This is a genomic window from Bradyrhizobium sp. STM 3562, from assembly GCF_045571435.1.
Lineage (GTDB): Bacteria > Pseudomonadota > Alphaproteobacteria > Rhizobiales > Xanthobacteraceae > Bradyrhizobium.
In genome coordinates this window covers 1,636,589-1,652,087 of sequence record NZ_CP120694.1, presented here as the reverse complement: position 1 = coordinate 1,652,087, position 15,499 = coordinate 1,636,589, and the positions used below count along the sequence as shown (strand labels likewise).

Sequence of the window (15,499 nt, the reverse complement as noted above, 5' to 3'; positions counted from 1 at the left end):
CAACCGAGGGTCAGGTTCCTGACTCCCCTGGAGTTGTGCGATGCCGGCGCCGTGCGTCGCGCTGCCGTGGCGCGAATGGGGTCGATCAGCGTCCCGAAAGGAATGGGTGCCGCGCGCGATAGCCTGCCCCGATCTTCTTCGGCAATTTCGCCACGTTGGCGGACATTGGGTGCTTGACCTCCGGCTCCGGGGGCTCCTGGTTCAGGAACAACGTGGCTTCAAAATGCACGCCCGGCGCCTGCTCGGAGATGCCGGAGCAGCACGCGATGGTGCCGTTGATGGTGCCGGTCAGCTTCACCTCGACCTCGTCGACGCCGAACAACGTCGTCGGACCATCGGCATAGCGGCGCGTTGTTAAGGTGGCGGTGAAGCGATCGTCCTCGATTTCGTAGGACCCGCTGTAGCTGAAAAAGCTGTCGCGGCCTGAAATCCTGCCGTCCGCAAGATGCACGATCCCCGTGCCTTCGCCGCGCGAAGTGCGGAACCATGCCGCGTATTCACCATTTCTCAACATGTTAAAACATTGCCCTAAAGAGAGCTAATGTTTCATTCCACTAGAGGGCGAAACTGTGGACCGCCACGCGGCGATTGCGCGGTGGTTAATGACTGGACAAGAACGAATTAAAATTTGTCGCTACGGTCACCCTGGCGCAGCCTGCAGAAATCGATGAGCGCGTGAAGCGCCCCGGTCTCACTGTAGTGCACATCCGTTCTCGCGTGAACCCGGAGAGATTTCCTTTTTCCCGGCGTTCGGGTATTCCGGAAGGATCCTGGTTTGCGCGAGGCCGTCAGATCGATGCCGATCCTTTTGCCTGGAATCCGAACTGCGATTGCGATCGTTGCAGCGTTATTGGCGCTATCGCCGCCGGCATCCGCTCAGCAATCATTTCCTGCACCGATAAGGCCCGCGGCGGTGCCCGCGAGACCCGCCGGTGCGCCCTCGCTGCGGGCCGCGTCCTGCCATAATGGCGCAAGCTTCGAGAAATTCCTGAGCGAACTGAAGCAGCGAGCGATCGCGGAAGGCGTGTCACAACAGGCGATTGCCGAGGCCTCGCCTTACCTCACCTACAACCAGGGTATCGTCAACCGCGACCGCGGGCAGCGCGTCTTCGGCCAGCTCTTCACCGAGTTCGCCGGGCGCATGGCCGCGAACTATCGGATGCAGAACGGCCAGGCACACATCCGAACCTATGCCGCAGCTTTTGCGCGCGCGGAGAAGGAGTATGGGGTGCCGCCCGCGGTGATCGCCGCATTCTGGGGACTGGAAAGCGATTTCGGCGCCAACATGGGTAACCTGCAGGTGCTGCCTTCGCTGGTGTCGCTCGCTTACGACTGCCGCCGCTCCGAGCGTTTCCAGAATGAAACCATCGCGGCGCTGAAGATCATCGATCGCGGCGATCTCTCGCCTTCCGAGATGATCGGCTCCTGGGCCGGCGAGTTGGGCCAGACGCAATTTCTGCCGACGCATTATTTCACCTATGCCGTCGACTATGACGGCGACGGCCGGCGCAACCTGCTGCGCAGCGGACCGGACGTGATCGGTTCGACCGCAAACTATATTGCCAACGGCCTGAAGTGGCGGCGCGGCGAGCCGTGGCTCGAGGAAATCCGCCTGCCGCAGAATTTCCCTTACGCGCAGGCCGACCTCACCATCCAGTTGCCGCGCTCGAAGTGGATAACGCTGGGCGTGACCTATCCGGACGGACGCGCACTGCCGAGCGACAATCTGCCGGCATCGGTGCTGTTGCCGATGGGGCGGATGGGTCCCGCATTTCTCGCCTATCCGAATTTCGCGGCTTACACAGAATGGAATAATTCGCTGATCTACTCCACCACAGCCGCCTACCTGGCTACGCGTATTGCGGGCGCGCCGCCGATGCGAAGGCCCGCAGGACCGGTCGCGCAACTCCCGTTCAACGAGATCAAGGAATTGCAACAGCTTCTGGTCCGCGCGGGTTTTGATGTCGGCAAGGTCGACGGCGTACTCGGCCAGCAAAGCCGCACGGCCGTGAAGGCGATGCAAATCAAGTACGGCCTGCCCGCGGATTCCTGGCCGACGGCAGAATTGCTGGCGCGGATGCGTGGCATCCCGCGCGCCCAGCCCGCCGCAGCCGCGCTGCCGCCAATGCGGTAAGTCCGGGCAGTCATTCCGGGCCGCGCAAGCGCGAGGCCGGAGTCTAGAGATCGCAGCGCGAGATTCCGGCCTGCGTCATTCCGGGGCGGCTCGATAGAGCCGAACCCGGAATCTCGAGATTCCGGGTTCGATGCTATCGCATCGCCCCGGAATGACGAGAAGAAACACTCCAAACCAAAGGCAGTCGTTAGCACCTTTCTTTCGTACCGATCTGAAATCCGAATGAATCTTTTTGAACAGCGCTTCGCGCGGCTCGTCTGCGTGGGAGGAATGACTTGCGGCATTGCACAGACTGCTGCAATGCCCACTTGTCCCTGACCTGAAACCTTCCACCCAGACATCCCGATGAGCACACCGACCAAATTGTTTGAGCCGTACAAGCTTGGCCCGATCACGCTGCCCAACCGCCTGGTGATGGCACCCTTGACCCGCAACCGTGCGGTCCCCCCTGGCATGATGCCGGGCCCGCTTGCGGCCGAATATTATGGCCAGCGTGCCTCCACGGGCCTTTTGATCACCGAAGCGAGCCAGGTCTCGCAGCAAGGCCAGGGCTATCAGGACACGCCGGGCATCTATTCAAAGGAGCAGGTTGCGGGCTGGCGCAAGGTCACCGACCGCGTGCATGAGCTTGGCGGGCGCATCTTCATCCAGCTCTGGCATGTCGGACGCATCTCCCACACATCGCTGCAGCCAGGCGGCGGCAAGCCGGTTGCGCCGTCCGCGATCCGCGCCAAGACCAAGACTTTCGTGGGCGGCAGTTTCGCCGACGTCTCCGAACCGCGCGCGCTCGAGCTTTCCGAAATCCCCGGCATCATCGACGATTTCAAGCGTGCCGCGGCCAATGCCCGCGAAGCGGGGTTTGACGGCGTCGAAATTCATGGCGCCAATGGCTACCTGCTCGACCAGTTCGCAAAGGACGGCGCCAACAAGCGCACGGATGCTTACGGCGGAGGAATCGAGAACCGCGCGCGACTGATGCTGGAGGTCTCCAAGGTCGTCAGCGCCGAGATCGGCGCCGAGCGCACCGGCATTCGCATCTCGCCGGTGACGCCGGCCAATGACATCTCCGACTCCAACCCGCAACCCCTGTTCGACTACATCGTGGATCAGCTCAATGCGCTGAAGCTGGTCTACATCCATGTGATCGAGGGCGCGACCGGCGGGCCGCGCGACATCGCGCCGTTCGACTATGCAAGCTTGCGCAAGCGTTTTAGCGGTGCCTATGTCGCCAACAACGCCTACGACTTCGAGCTTGCGACCAAGGTTCTGGCGGAAGGCGCGGCCGACCTGATCGCGTTCGGAAAGCCGTTCATCTCCAACCCCGATCTGGTGGAACGCTTGAAGCGCGGCGCGCCGCTCAACGATTGGGACAAATCGACGTTCTATGGCGGCGGCGCCAAGGGGTATACGGACTATCCGACACTGGAGACGGAAGCGGCGGAATAGCTCTCGCCAGATCGTCATTCCGGGGCGGTGCGACAGCACCGAACTGGTGCGCAATTGCGCACCTGAGAATCTCGAGATTCTCAGATGTGCAAGTGCACACCTGAGTTCGCGTCTTCGACGCGCCCCGGAATGACAGCGTACTACCATCTGTTCTAATGTCCCCGGCATGAAGAGTACCGCCGAGGACATCGTTCGCCGTGCCGCCGCCGCGTTCAACGCGGGCCGCGCGGATGAAGCTCGCAAGCTTTGCGAAGAAGGCCTCTCTCGTCAGCCCGGCGAGCCCATGCTCAGTCATTTGCTGGCTGCGGTGCTGTTCGCGCAGAACGACGTTACCGCGGCGCGCCGGCACATCGAGGCGAGCCTTGCCAAGCGACCCGATAATGCCGCGGCGCGGCTGCTTGCCGGCCGCATCGCACGCGGCGCGGGCGATTTCGCTGCCGCGCTGACGCATCTCGATCGCGCGATCGCGCTTCGGCCGGAGCGCGAGACTTTCGTGGAGAAGGCACGCACGCTCGAGCAGGCCGGCTTTCACCCACAGGCGCGCGAGGCGTGGAGCGCGATCCTGAAGATCATTCCGCAGCACCAGGAAGCCGCGGCGCGGCTCGGGCGGTTCGCCTTCGAGGACGGCGACCTCGCGGCGGCCGCATCCTATCTCGAGCGCGCAGTGACGGGCGAGGCGCCAGCTTCGGTGTGGTTCGATCTCGGCCTCGTCCGCCAGGACCGGCGCGAGTATCACGCGGCGGAAGCCGCCTACCGCAAGGCGCTCGCCATCAAGCCCGATCATGCCGAGGCTGCGCTCAATCTCGGCATCGTGCTGCAGGAGTCCGGCGATCCAGATGGCGCGATGACCGCCTATGCGCAAGCCTATCGCCTGCGCCCCGAGATGTTCGGCGCGATCGCGATGGCGCTGACCTCGGCCTCGCATGGACGGCTGTGGCTGGACGAGAGCGAGCTGCGGCGCGTCCTAAACCGTTAGGCGGCCGCGTCGGGCGCGAAAGCGCTTGCGGTAGACGCCGGGTTTGGCCAGCACCTCGGCGACCGTTTGCGCGTAGGCCTTTTGATGGGCCTCATCCAAACTCTCGAACACGAGCTGAAGATTGTCGCGCGGCACCGCGAAGCACTGCGCAACAGGCGTGCCCTTCGGCAGCACACCGGAAAAGTCGGGTCTCGTCCAGACGGCGGGGAAATTGATGCCGCCGTCGTGAAAGCGGTCGGCATCCACCAAGCCCGAGACCAGACGGAACGGCAAATCATCGCGATTGACCGGGTGGGTCGCGAACAGCGACCAGCCTTCCTCGAGCTCGATGGTCCAGAAACTGTTGAATTTCAGCGCAGCCCGCCCGCCGTTCGCGAACGGCGCACCCGCGAACTGAGCCGCGACATGGAAACTCAGCGGCGCGCGCGGATGCCCTTCCGTCGCCGGCTCCGGAATCTTCCAATCCCACGAAAACGCGCCGCGCTCGACCGCGACGTCGCAAGGCAAGAGAATCATCACGCCATAGGCCATGGCGTCGACGAAGGGCGGGCATTGCTTGACCGTGCGGATGCCGCGCCCGTGGATCTCCGAATGGGCGTTGGCAGGCATGTCGCGCAGCCAATCGGGCAACGCACTGCGCGCCGGCACCGGCCGCGGCAGATGATCCGCAAGGTTCGGATCGCAGCGGAAAATCATGCGCATGAGCCAACTCCCTCTCCCCGCTCTTCGCGGGGCGCGCTTGATCCGAACCCGCGGCGGCGGGCTGAGTCAATCGTCAAAAAGCAAAAGGCCGGGATTGCTCCCGGCCTTGCTTTCTCGTGGATGGCCGGGTCAAGCCCGGCCATGACGGTGACAGTGCGTCAGTTCGCCGAAGCGCGCTTCGGGGGAGAGGCCGGCCACGACTTGATCAGGGTGTCGTAGTCGACGGTCTCGCCCTTCGGCTTCTCGTTGGCAAGCTTGCGCTGCGGCGCGATGTTGCCGTCCTTGGCCGACTTGTTGAACCAGTACTCGGCCGTCTCCTTCTTGTTGAGCTTCGGTCCGCAGGCGCCCTGCACGCCCGACTTCTCCAGACGCTCGAGCACCGAGTCCTGCGCGGCCGCAAGCGAATCCATCGCCTGTTGCGGCGTCTTCGCACCGGACGCGGCATCGCCGATGTTCTGCCACCACAATTGCGCGAGCTTCGGATAGTCGGGCACGTTGTTCCCGGTCGGGGTCCACTGTACTCGCGCGGGCGAGCGGTAGAACTCGATCAGGCCGCCGAGCTTCGGCGCACGTTCCGTAAAGGACTTATCCCAGATGTCGGATTCACGGATGAAGGTGAGACCGACATGGCTTTTCTTCAGAGACACCGTCTTGGAGACGATGAACTGCAGATAGAGCCAGGCCGCCTTGCGGCGATCGACCGGGGTGGACTTGAGCAGCGTCGCCGAGCCCACGTCCTGGTAGCCGAGCTTCATGCCCTCCCGCCAGTACGCACCATGCGGCGATGGGGCCATGCGCCACTTCGGCGTGCCGTCAGCGTTCATGACCGCAAGACCCGGCTTCACCATGTCGGCGGTGAAGGCGGTATACCAGAAGATCTGCTGGGCGATGTTGCCCTGTGAGGGCACCGGTCCGGACTCAGAGAAGGTCATGCCTTGCGCCTGCGGCGGGGCATACTTCTTCAGCCAGTCGAGATATTTGACGATCGAATAGACCGCCGCGGGACCGTTGACGTCGCCGCCGCGCTCGACCGAGGAGCCGACGGGACGGCAGCCTTCCATGCGGATGCCCCATTCGTCGACCGGCAGGCCGTTTGGCAGGCCCTTGTCGCCGTTGCCGGCCATCGACAGCCACGCGTCGGTGAAGCGCCAGCCGAGCGATGGGTCCTTCTTGCCGTAGTCCATGTGGCCATAGACCTTGACGCCGTTGATTTCCTTGATGTCGTTGGTGAAGAAATCAGCGATGTCCTCATAGGCCGACCAGTTCACGGGCACGCCGAGGTCATAGCCATACTTGGCCTTGAACTTGGCCTTGTACTCCGGGTTGGTGAACCAGTCGTAGCGGAACCAATAGAGGTTCGCGAACTGCTGGTCGGGGAGCTGATAGAGATGGCCGTTCGGCGCCGTGGTGAACGACTTGCCGATGAAGTCATCGACATCAAGCATCGGATCGGTGACGTCCTTGCCATCGCCCTTCATCCAGTCGGTGAGGTCGACGGCCTGGCCGTAGCGGAAATGGGTACCAATGAAATCGGAGTCGTTGATCCAGCCGTCATAGACGTTCTTGCCGGACTGCATCTGGGTCTGGATCTTCTCGACGACGTCACCTTCCTGGATGATGTCGTGCTTGACCTTGATGCCCGTGATTTCCTCGAACGCCTTCGCCAGCGTGCGCGATTCATATTCGTGCACCGTCAGCGTTTCGGAGACGACGTTGATCTCCATTCCCTTGAAGGGTGCAGCGGCCTTGATGAACCACTCCATCTCCTTCATCTGGTCGTCCTTCGACAGCGTCGAAGGCTGGAATTCGCTGTCGATCCACTTCTTGGCCGCAGCTTCGTCGGCGTAAGCGGGGGCGGTGATCGCAGCCGAGGCGGCCATCAGCGCGAACGCGCTCGTCATCATCAACATCCGGGACCTCGACAAAGGCCCCTTGCTTCGTTCTAGGTGTCGCATGTTGTTCCTCCGTTGCAGCGACAGACTTAAATCAGGCCCGAGTTGATCCCCGGATCTGCTCTTATCTCGAAAGGCTCAGACCGTGCGAAAAATGACCACGGCCAAACCCAACGAAATCACGGGCGCGAGCCACAGGCTCGAGATTTCAAAACCTTCTTCGCCGATCGGCAGCGTCGCGATGGTGTCGGTGCCGATGAGGCCGATCCACAACAGGTGCACGACCGCGGTGACAATCAATGAAACAAACAGACGGTCGCCGCGCGTGGTCGGAATGCGCAACACTCCAACGCGCTCGACTTCCGGATAGGCGATGGCGAGCCAGGTCATGATGGCGAGCATTAGCGCGATCATCGTGAAGAAGATCGCGGTCGGCAGCGTCCAGGCCATCCATGCGATGCTGTCCATGATGCTATCCTCTTCGCCGCCCCGTCATTGCGAGCGAAGCGAAGTAATCCAGAGCGGCGCGTGGGACTCTGGATTGCTTCGTCGCTCCGCTCCTCGCAATGACGGCGCGCACGTCCCTGATAATCGACTTGATCATGCGCCCTCCTAGACCCGCCCGAGCGCGAAGCCGCGCGCGATGTAGTTGCGCACGAACCAGATCACCAACGCGCCGGGGATGATGGTCAGAACGCCCGCCGCCGAGAGCAGCCCCCAATCCATGCCGGCTGCCGACACGGTGCGCGTCATCACCGCCGAGATCGGTTTTGCATCCACCGACGTCAGCGTGCGCGCGAGCAAGAGCTCGACCCAGGAGAACATGAAGCAGAAGAACGCGGCCACCCCGATGCCGCTGGCGATCAGGGGCATCAGGATCTTCACGAAGAAGCGCGGGAACGAATAACCATCGAGGAACGCGGTCTCGTCGATCTCGCGCGGCACGCCGGACACGAAACCTTCGAGAATCCACACCGCGAGCGGCACATTGAAGATGCAATGCGCCAGCGCCACCGCCCAGGGCGTATCGAACAGGCCGATCGCCGAATAGAGGTTGAAGAACGGCAGTGCATAGACCGCGGCCGGCGCCATGCGGTTCGAGAGCAGCCAGAAGAACAGGTGCTTGTCGCCGAGGAAACGGTAGCGCGAGAAGGCATAGGCCGCCGGCAGCGCGACCGAGATCGAGATGATGGTGTTGATGATGACGTATTTCAGCGAGTTGATGTAGCCGGAGTACCAGCTTTCGTCGCTGAAGATGCGCACGTAATGCTGGATCGTCGGATGCTGCGGCCACAGCGTCATGGTCGAGACGATCTCGTTGTTGGTCTTGAAGCTCATGTTGACGAGCCAGTAGATCGGCAACAGCAGGAAGACCAGGAACACCGAGATGATCATGCGGCGGCCGGGAATCGAATGCATCACTTCGCTCCCTCCTTGACGCGGCGCCCGGCGCCGGCGTTGGTCATGACGGTATAGAATACCCAGCACACGATCAGGATGATCAGGTTGTAGACCAGCGACATCGCAGCCGCCTTGCCGAGATCGAACTGGCCGAGCGCGATCTTCACGAGCTCGATCGAGATGAAGGTCGTCGAGTTGCCGGGGCCGCCGCCGGTCACCACGAACGGCTCGGTGTAGATCATGAAGCTGTCCATGAAGCGCAGCAGCACCGCGATCAGGAGCACACGGTTCATCTTCGGCAACTGGATCGCGGTGAACACCGCCCAGCGCGAGGCGCCGTCGATCTGGGCAGCCTGGTAGTAGGCGTCGGGGATCGATTTCAGCCCGGCATAGCAGAGTAGCGCGACCAGGCTCGTCCAGTGCCAGACGTCCATGACGATGACGGTGACCCAGGCATCGAACTCATTGGAGACATAATTGTAGTTGATGCCGATGCTGTTGAGCGTATAGCCGAGCAGGCCGATGTCGGGCCGTCCAAAGATCTGCCAGATGGTGCCGACCACGTTCCATGGAATCAAAAGCGGCAGCGCCAGGATGACCAGGCACGCAGCGACCTGCCAGCCCTGGCGCGGCATCGACAGCGCAATGACGATGCCGAGCGGCACCTCGATCGCCAGGATCACGAAAGAGAAAAACAGGTTGCGCCAGAGGGAAGCGAAGAAGCGGCCGCCCAGATCGGTCGAGGGATCCAGCAGCTCCTTGAACCAGCCGACGCCGTTCCAGAAGAACTGGTTGTTGCCGAAAGTGTCCTGCAGCGAATAGTTCACCACCGTCATCAGCGGGATGATCGCGGAGAACGCCACGACCAGAAACACCGGCAGCACCAGGAACCAGGCCTTTTGGTTGACCGTCTTCTCCATTACGGCGCTCCCTCGACCAGGCGGCTGTCGGCATAGACATGCACATGCGCGGCATCGAAGATCAGGCCGCACCGGCCGTCGGAGCTGGAAAAGCTTTCGCGCACGCGCGCAGCGAATTTCACGTCGCCGACCCGCACGCGGGCGAAGCGCATGCGGCCGAGATCGTCGATGCGCTCGATCTGGGCTGAGAGCAGGCCGGGCGACGGCGCTGCGATGTCGACGAATTCCGGACGCACGCCGATCTCGATCTTCGCTCCTGACGGCAGGCCGTCGTAGTTGCGCTTGAGGGAAATCACATGCCCGTCGATCCGCGCCTCGCGTCCCCTCACCTCGGCCGACATGATGTTCATGCCGGGCGAGCCGATGAAATAGCCGACGAATGTGTGCGCCGGCTTCTCGAACAATTCCGCCGGCGTTCCGCTCTGCACCACTCGTCCGTCATGCATCACCACCACGGTGTCGGCGAAGGTCAACGCCTCCGTCTGGTCGTGGGTGACATAGATCATGGTGAGATCGAGCTCGCGGTGCAGCTTCTTCAGCTTGGAGCGGAGCTGCCATTTCAGCTCTGGATCGATCACCGTGAGCGGCTCGTCAAACAGCACCGCGGCGACGTCGGAGCGCACCAGGCCGCGCCCGAGCGAGATCTTCTGCTTGGCATCCGCCGTGAGCCGCGTCGCCTTGCGATGCAGGTCCGGCGTGAGATCGAGCAGATGCGCGATCTCGGAGACCCGCGCGTCGATCTCGCGCCTTTGCACGCCGCGGTTTTTCAGCGGAAAGGCGAGGTTCTGCCCGACCGTCATGGTGTCGTAGATGACGGGAAACTGGAACACCTGCGCGATGTTGCGTTTCTGCGTCGAGAGCAGCGTCACATCCTTGCCGTCGAACAGGATCTTGCCGCGCGAGGGTGTGATGATTCCGGAGATCAGGTTGAGCAGCGTGGTCTTGCCGCAGCCGGAGGGGCCGAGCAGCGCGTAGGCGCCGCCCTGTCGCCAGGTCATCGAAATCGGCTTCAGTGCATAGCTTTCGGTATCGGCGCCGTTGCCATGGTAGGAATGCGCGAGATCGACGAGGTCGATGCGGGCCATCAGGCATCTCCCCATCTGGAGGCGGGAGATGCGACCAGGCGATCGGCGCCGTCGAAGACGAAGATGTTGTCGGGATCGAGCACCGCATCGAGCGTCTGCCCAGGCTCGAACTCGTGCACACCGTGCAGCACCGCGACCCAGTTCACGGAATCGCGGGTGAGGTGCACAAAGCTCTCTGACCCGGTGATTTCCGTCACCGAGACGGTCGCCGGAAAAGCGTGACGGCCTGGAACGCCCTTGCCGATTTCCAATTGATGGGCGCGAAAACCGACGCGGTAAGTGCCGTCGGAAAGCCTCGTATAAAGCCCGGAGGCCGGCGCCTCGATCCCACCGGCATAGCGCACCGAGCCGTTCCTCTTTTCGATGCCGACCACGTTGAGCGGCGGATCGGAAAACACCTGCGCAACGCGCAACGTTTCGGGATGGCGGTATACTTTCGGCGTTTCGCCGACCTGTAGCGCCTTGCCTTCCCACATGCAGACCGTGCGCCCGCCGAGCAGCAGCGCTTCCGACGGCTCGGTGGTCGCATAGACGAAGATCGCGCCCGATGCCTCGAAGATGCGCGGCAGTTCCGCGCGCAGCTCTTCGCGCAGCTTGTAGTCGAGATTGGCGAGCGGCTCGTCAAGCAGCACAAGATCGGCGCCCTTCACCAAAGCGCGCGCAATCGCGGTGCGCTGCTGCTGACCTCCCGAGAGCTGCAGCGGCGTGCGGTTGAGGAAAGGCTCGAGCCGCAGCAGTCTTGCGGCCTCGCGCACGCGTTTGTCGATTTCCTCGCGCGGCTTGCCCTGCACGCGCAGCGGCGAGGCGATGTTTTCATAGACGGTCAGCGAGGGATAATTGATGAACTGCTGATAGACCATGGCGACCGAGCGCCTGCGCACATCAATGCCGGTGACGTCCTCGCCATTGACCAGCACGCGGCCGGTCGTCGGCTTGTCCAGTCCTGCCAGCAGCCGCATGATCGAGGTCTTCCCCGACAGCGTCGGGCCGAGCAGGACGGCGAGCGTCCCTTTCTCTAACGTCAGCGAGACATCGCGAATGGTCGGCAACCCATCGACGACGCGCGTCACATGTTCGAGCGTGACGCTCATGACCGCCCTCCCGCTTCGAGCAGGGGCGTTGCCTCACGCGCGCCGTTGGCTACGATCCAGTTATCAAGCGCGGCGATTTGATCGGCGGACATCCGCAGGCCCAGCTTGGACCTCCGCCACACGATGTCCTCGGCGGTCATCGCCCATTCGGCGGCCATCAGGTATCGGACCTCGCTTTCGGTGAGCGTGGCGCCGAAGGAGACGCCGAGATCATCGGCCGACTTGGCATCGCCGAGCAAGCGCGCCGCGCGCGTGCCATAGGCGTGAGCGAGCCGGCTCGCGTGGTCGCGGGTGAGGAAGGGATAGTTGCGCATGAGCTCCGCGGTCAGCGCCGGCACCGCGGAGACATCCATGTCGCCGCCGGGCAGCGGCGATTTGGCAGTCCAGCCTTCGCGCGCCTTGGCGCTGCGCAGGTAAGGATCGAGCCGCTCCAGCGCTTCCTCGGCAAGCCGCCGATAGGTCGTGATCTTGCCGCCGTAGATGGAGAGCAGCGGCGCGCCGCCGGGCGTGTCGAGCTCGAACACATAGTCGCGGGTCGCGGCCTTGGCTTCGCTCGCGCCGTCGTCATAGAGCGGACGCACGCCGGCATAACTCCAGACGACGTCCGCCGGCGCCACCGGCTTTGCCAGATATTCGCTGACGGCGTCGCAAAGATATTTGATCTCCTCGGCAGTCGCCTTCACCTTGGCAGGATCGCCCTCATAGTCGCGATCGGTGGTGCCGATCAAGGTGAAATCGTCCTGATAGGGGATGGTGAAGACGATGCGGCCGTCGGCGTTCTGGAAGATGTAGGCGCGGTCGTGCTCGTAGAGCTTCTTGACCACGATATGCGAGCCCTGCACCAGCCGCACCTTGGCGCGCGCATTGACACCGGCCCCTCGCGCCAGCACCTCCTCCACCCACGGACCTCCGGCATTGACCAGCGCGCGGGCGCGAATGGTCGAACGTGCGCCGTCGCGCGTGCTTTCGACCGTGACCTGCCAGATGCCGTCCTGCTGACGGATGTCGGTCGCGCGCGTGCGCGTGCGGATCTCGGCGCCGCGGTCGGCGGCATCGCGCGCCGAGAGCGCCACCAATCGCGCGTCGTCGACAAAGCAATCGGAATATTCGAAGCCGCGGCTATAGCGCCCGGGAATCAGGGGGCGGCCGACCGCATCCTTGGTGAGATCGACCGAGCGCGTCGGCGGCAGCAGCACGCGCCCGCCGATATGATCGTAAAGGAAGAGGCCGAGCCGGAGCAGCCAGGCCGGACGCAGGCCGGCGTGGTGCGGCAGCACGAATCGCAATGGGCGGATGATGTGCGGAGCGATCTGCCACAGGATTTCGCGCTCGATCAGCGCCTCGCGGACCAAGCGAAACTCATAATATTCGAGATAGCGTAGGCCGCCATGGACCAGCTTGGTCGACCAGGACGACGTCCCGCTCGCCAGATCGTTCATTTCGCAGAGGAAGACAGTATTTCCGCGGCCCGCCGCATCGCGGGCGATGCCGCAGCCGTTGATCCCGCCGCCAATGATCGCGAGGTCAAAAATTCGATCCAAAAGACGCTTCCCCCGGCGCTCGCCGTTCGCTTTGGCGATTTCACTTTCGCTTTTCGGTAAATCACAACTGAAACGAAAGCAAGCGAAAACAAAATGCTGCAGATGCGAAAGGGGGCTGGATTAGGTCGAAAATAGGAGCCGGGAGAATGGGGCCAAGTAACGCGCTCGCACACTCAAGCGTGATGAGCGCCTTGGTGGTTTGCTTGTTACTTGCTGCAATGCAGCACCAAACTGCGTGCCGGCGGCAGCCCACGCCCGCCCGCCGAACTCCAACTCTCGAAAATCAGATCGCCATGACGAAACTTGCCACCAGCGTCGGACTATTGGCCGCCATTCTTGCCTTCTCGGCGGCTGCACAGACCATCCAGGTCAGGACCCTCGAGCAGGCCGGCGCCGAAAAGGTGCTGCAGGCAGCCAAGGCACTCGCCGAGCAGCGCAAGGCGCCTTCGGCCATCGCCGTCGTCGACCCCGCCGGCGACCTGCTGGCGTTTACGCGCATGGACGGCGTTCGCCCGGCCAGCGCCGAGCTTGCGATCGAGAAAGCGCGCACCGCGGCGCGGCTGCAACGGCCGACGGCGGAGATCGAGGACAATATCAATAAAGGCCGGACGGCCTTCGTCACCGCCGGCATCCTGTCGCTGCGTGGCGGCATGCCGGTGCGCGTCAATGGCGAGGTCGTCGGCGCGGTCGGCATCGCGGGCATGAGCAAGGAAACCGACACCGAGATCGCGAAAGACGCCGCCGCGGCCGTGGGCACTGCGGCCAAGACGCCGGATCATAGTTGACCGCGTCCCCCATTTGCCGTCGCGGCGCGCTCACCCCGTCATCCTGAAGGTGCGAGCCACCGGGTCCGCGCGAAGCGCGGCCCGATGACAGGCTCCGCGAGCCTCGTAGGATGAACGGCCCGGCTGCTGCAGCGGGGCCGTCGCCTTTCGAGGCTCGCTTTCGCGAGCACCTTAAGGGTTACGGACCAGCTTGAGCGTTCGCGATCGACCTTGACAGTCTGCTTTGCCTACTTTGCCACTATCGCAACCGCACCACCGGCGATGGCGGCTCGGCGCCTTCGCCTGCTTCGCTCGTTTCGGCCGCCTCCTCGACATCCGCCGCGCGTTTTGGCATCGCTTCGATCACCTGGATACCGCGGGAATGGCAGATATTGGCCAGTCCCGCTGGCAACGGCTGGTCGGTGACGAAAGTCTGGATCTGGCTGATATGGGCGATGCGCACCGGCGCGCTGCGGGTGAATTTGGTGGAGTCGGCGACCAGGATCACGCTGCGCGCATTGGCGATGATGGCTTGCGCCACCTGCACCTCGCGATAGTCGAAGTCGAGCAGCGCGCCCTCCTCGTCGATCGCCGATGCGCCGATGATGGCATAGTCGACCTTGAACTGGCCGATCAGTTGCGTCGCAGTCGAGCCGACGACGGCGCCGTCGGCGCGACGCACCGCACCACCCGCGACGATCACCTCAATGCGCGGATGGCGGTAGAGCAGCATCGCGACATTGAGGTTGTTGGTGATCACGAGCAGGCCCTCATGCGAGGTAAGCGCGCTGGCGACTTCTTCCGTGGTGGTGCCGATATTGATGAAGAGCGAGCAGCCATTCGGGATCAGCGCCGCGGCGGCCGCCCCGATCGCCTTCTTCTCCTCGGCCGCGACAAAGCGGCGCGCTTCGTAGGCGAGGTTTTCCACACCGGAAGCGATGATGGCGCCGCCGTGAATGCGCGTCAGCGAACGCTGTTCACAGAGATCGTTGAGGTCCTTGCGAATGGTCTGCGCCGAGACCTCGAAGCGGCGCGCGAGCTCCTCCACCATCACCCGGCCCGAGGCACGCGCGAGGTTGAGGATTTCGGATTGGCGGTGGGTCAGGCCGGTCACGGCGTCACCTTGTCGCGGTTGCGCGGCTTAAGGTAGCGGCGGTTTGAGAGCCGGGTCAACTACGCACCGTCATTCCGGGGCGATGCAAAGCATCGAACCCTGATGTGCAATAGCACTCTGAGAATCTCGAGATTCCGGGTTCGCGCTGCCGCGCGCCCCGGAATGACGGTATCCAAATTATGGAGTGGCGTCGCAGCAACGGACGCGCAAGCAGCCGCCGCGCCTACGCCGCCTCGAGCAGGCGCGCTGCAGCGCGCTCGGCATCGCGTGGGGTACGGAAGATTCGACCTTCGAGTTGTTGGAAGCGCGGCGATGCCGCAAAGAAACGATAACCGTCCGGACCGCGCACGACGATTCCCGCCTGCTGCGATCCGACCTCGATAATGTAGCGATCGGACATTGCCCGCTCTCAAATCCCCTGTGAGGGCATATA

Annotated in this window: 15 protein-coding genes; 4 read left to right on the top strand and 11 right to left on the bottom strand. The window is 63.3% G+C overall.

Annotated elements, in window-relative coordinates:
* Positions 1-85 precede the first annotated feature (85 nt).
* The gene (locus P6U23_RS07545; RefSeq protein ID WP_407178928.1) at positions 86-514 is read right to left on the bottom strand and encodes a hypothetical protein; all 429 of its coding nucleotides are present in this window, start codon (positions 512-514) and stop codon (positions 86-88) included.
* A gap of 282 nt (positions 515-796) precedes the next feature.
* On the opposite strand from P6U23_RS07545, the gene P6U23_RS07540 reads away from it, so the two are divergent.
* The 3 genes from P6U23_RS07540 to P6U23_RS07530 all read left to right on the top strand — a co-directional run bounded on the left by P6U23_RS07540 (position 797) and on the right by P6U23_RS07530 (position 4,556).
* On the top strand, positions 797-2,134 hold the full coding sequence (locus P6U23_RS07540) for a lytic murein transglycosylase (protein ID WP_407178927.1): 1,338 nt from the start codon (positions 797-799) through the stop codon (positions 2,132-2,134).
* Between the two features lie 345 nt (positions 2,135-2,479).
* Positions 2,480-3,580, top strand: coding sequence for an alkene reductase (locus P6U23_RS07535; RefSeq protein WP_407178926.1), 1,101 nt, complete (start codon positions 2,480-2,482; stop codon positions 3,578-3,580).
* Between the two features lie 166 nt (positions 3,581-3,746).
* Positions 3,747-4,556: a tetratricopeptide repeat protein gene (locus P6U23_RS07530; protein ID WP_407178925.1), complete on the top strand. Its 810-nt coding sequence runs from the start codon at positions 3,747-3,749 to the stop codon at positions 4,554-4,556.
* Here P6U23_RS07530 and P6U23_RS07525 read toward each other — a convergent pair.
* The 8 genes from P6U23_RS07525 to glpD all read right to left on the bottom strand — a co-directional run bounded on the left by P6U23_RS07525 (position 4,545) and on the right by glpD (position 13,188).
* On the bottom strand, positions 4,545-5,258 hold the full coding sequence (locus tag P6U23_RS07525; protein WP_407178924.1) for a hypothetical protein: 714 nt from the start codon (positions 5,256-5,258) through the stop codon (positions 4,545-4,547). The genes P6U23_RS07530 and P6U23_RS07525 overlap by 12 nt on opposite strands.
* A 158-nt stretch (positions 5,259-5,416) precedes the next feature.
* Entirely contained in the window at positions 5,417-7,159 is a 1,743-nt protein-coding gene (locus P6U23_RS07520) for an ABC transporter substrate-binding protein (RefSeq protein WP_407181369.1), read from the bottom strand.
* A 129-nt stretch (positions 7,160-7,288) separates the two neighbouring features.
* Positions 7,289-7,618, bottom strand: a complete 330-nt coding sequence (locus P6U23_RS07515; protein WP_407178923.1) for a DUF2160 domain-containing protein — start codon at positions 7,616-7,618, stop codon at positions 7,289-7,291.
* A gap of 144 nt (positions 7,619-7,762) precedes the next feature.
* Positions 7,763-8,569 (bottom strand): carbohydrate ABC transporter permease, encoded by an 807-nt coding sequence (locus tag P6U23_RS07510; RefSeq protein ID WP_407178922.1) that lies wholly within the window; start codon positions 8,567-8,569, stop codon positions 7,763-7,765.
* Positions 8,569-9,471: a carbohydrate ABC transporter permease gene (locus P6U23_RS07505; protein ID WP_407178921.1), complete on the bottom strand. Its 903-nt coding sequence runs from the start codon at positions 9,469-9,471 to the stop codon at positions 8,569-8,571. The genes P6U23_RS07510 and P6U23_RS07505 overlap by 1 nt, the downstream gene beginning before the upstream one ends.
* A complete protein-coding gene (locus tag P6U23_RS07500; protein ID WP_407178920.1) occupies positions 9,471-10,556 on the bottom strand; it encodes an ABC transporter ATP-binding protein in 1,086 nt (361 codons plus the stop codon). Before P6U23_RS07500 ends, P6U23_RS07505 begins: the two co-directional genes overlap by 1 nt.
* On the bottom strand, positions 10,556-11,647 hold the full coding sequence (locus P6U23_RS07495; protein ID WP_407178919.1) for an ABC transporter ATP-binding protein: 1,092 nt from the start codon (positions 11,645-11,647) through the stop codon (positions 10,556-10,558). Before P6U23_RS07495 ends, P6U23_RS07500 begins: the two co-directional genes overlap by 1 nt.
* On the bottom strand, positions 11,644-13,188 hold the full coding sequence (glpD, locus tag P6U23_RS07490; protein ID WP_407178918.1) for a glycerol-3-phosphate dehydrogenase: 1,545 nt from the start codon (positions 13,186-13,188) through the stop codon (positions 11,644-11,646). Before glpD ends, P6U23_RS07495 begins: the two co-directional genes overlap by 4 nt.
* Positions 13,189-13,481: 293 nt before the next feature.
* Between glpD and P6U23_RS07485 the strand changes: the two genes are divergently transcribed.
* Entirely contained in the window at positions 13,482-13,973 is a 492-nt protein-coding gene (locus P6U23_RS07485) for a GlcG/HbpS family heme-binding protein (protein ID WP_407178917.1), read from the top strand.
* 238 nt (positions 13,974-14,211) lie between these two features.
* Here the strand turns inward: P6U23_RS07485 and P6U23_RS07480 are convergent, their stop codons facing one another.
* Together P6U23_RS07480 and P6U23_RS07475 are read right to left on the bottom strand one after the other, a co-directional pair.
* The gene (locus P6U23_RS07480; RefSeq protein ID WP_407178916.1) at positions 14,212-15,066 is read right to left on the bottom strand and encodes a DeoR/GlpR family DNA-binding transcription regulator; all 855 of its coding nucleotides are present in this window, start codon (positions 15,064-15,066) and stop codon (positions 14,212-14,214) included.
* Between the two features lie 223 nt (positions 15,067-15,289).
* Positions 15,290-15,466, bottom strand: a complete 177-nt coding sequence (locus tag P6U23_RS07475) for a hypothetical protein (protein ID WP_198026407.1) — start codon at positions 15,464-15,466, stop codon at positions 15,290-15,292.
* Positions 15,467-15,499: the final 33 nt, after the last annotated feature.

Coding starts and splice junctions, on each gene's coding strand:
- P6U23_RS07545 (WP_407178928.1), bottom strand. CDS start 514: ATGTTGAGAAATGGTGAATACGCGGCATGGTTCCGCACTTCGCGCGGC.
- P6U23_RS07540 (WP_407178927.1), top strand. CDS start 797: ATGCCGATCCTTTTGCCTGGAATCCGAACTGCGATTGCGATCGTTGCA.
- P6U23_RS07535 (WP_407178926.1), top strand. CDS start 2,480: ATGAGCACACCGACCAAATTGTTTGAGCCGTACAAGCTTGGCCCGATC.
- P6U23_RS07530 (WP_407178925.1), top strand. CDS start 3,747: ATGAAGAGTACCGCCGAGGACATCGTTCGCCGTGCCGCCGCCGCGTTC.
- P6U23_RS07525 (WP_407178924.1), bottom strand. CDS start 5,258: ATGCGCATGATTTTCCGCTGCGATCCGAACCTTGCGGATCATCTGCCG.
- P6U23_RS07520 (WP_407181369.1), bottom strand. CDS start 7,159: ATGACGAGCGCGTTCGCGCTGATGGCCGCCTCGGCTGCGATCACCGCC.
- P6U23_RS07515 (WP_407178923.1), bottom strand. CDS start 7,618: ATGGACAGCATCGCATGGATGGCCTGGACGCTGCCGACCGCGATCTTC.
- P6U23_RS07510 (WP_407178922.1), bottom strand. CDS start 8,569: ATGCATTCGATTCCCGGCCGCCGCATGATCATCTCGGTGTTCCTGGTC.
- P6U23_RS07505 (WP_407178921.1), bottom strand. CDS start 9,471: ATGGAGAAGACGGTCAACCAAAAGGCCTGGTTCCTGGTGCTGCCGGTG.
- P6U23_RS07500 (WP_407178920.1), bottom strand. CDS start 10,556: ATGGCCCGCATCGACCTCGTCGATCTCGCGCATTCCTACCATGGCAAC.
- P6U23_RS07495 (WP_407178919.1), bottom strand. CDS start 11,647: ATGAGCGTCACGCTCGAACATGTGACGCGCGTCGTCGATGGGTTGCCG.
- P6U23_RS07485 (WP_407178917.1), top strand. CDS start 13,482: ATGACGAAACTTGCCACCAGCGTCGGACTATTGGCCGCCATTCTTGCC.
- P6U23_RS07475 (WP_198026407.1), bottom strand. CDS start 15,466: ATGTCCGATCGCTACATTATCGAGGTCGGATCGCAGCAGGCGGGAATC.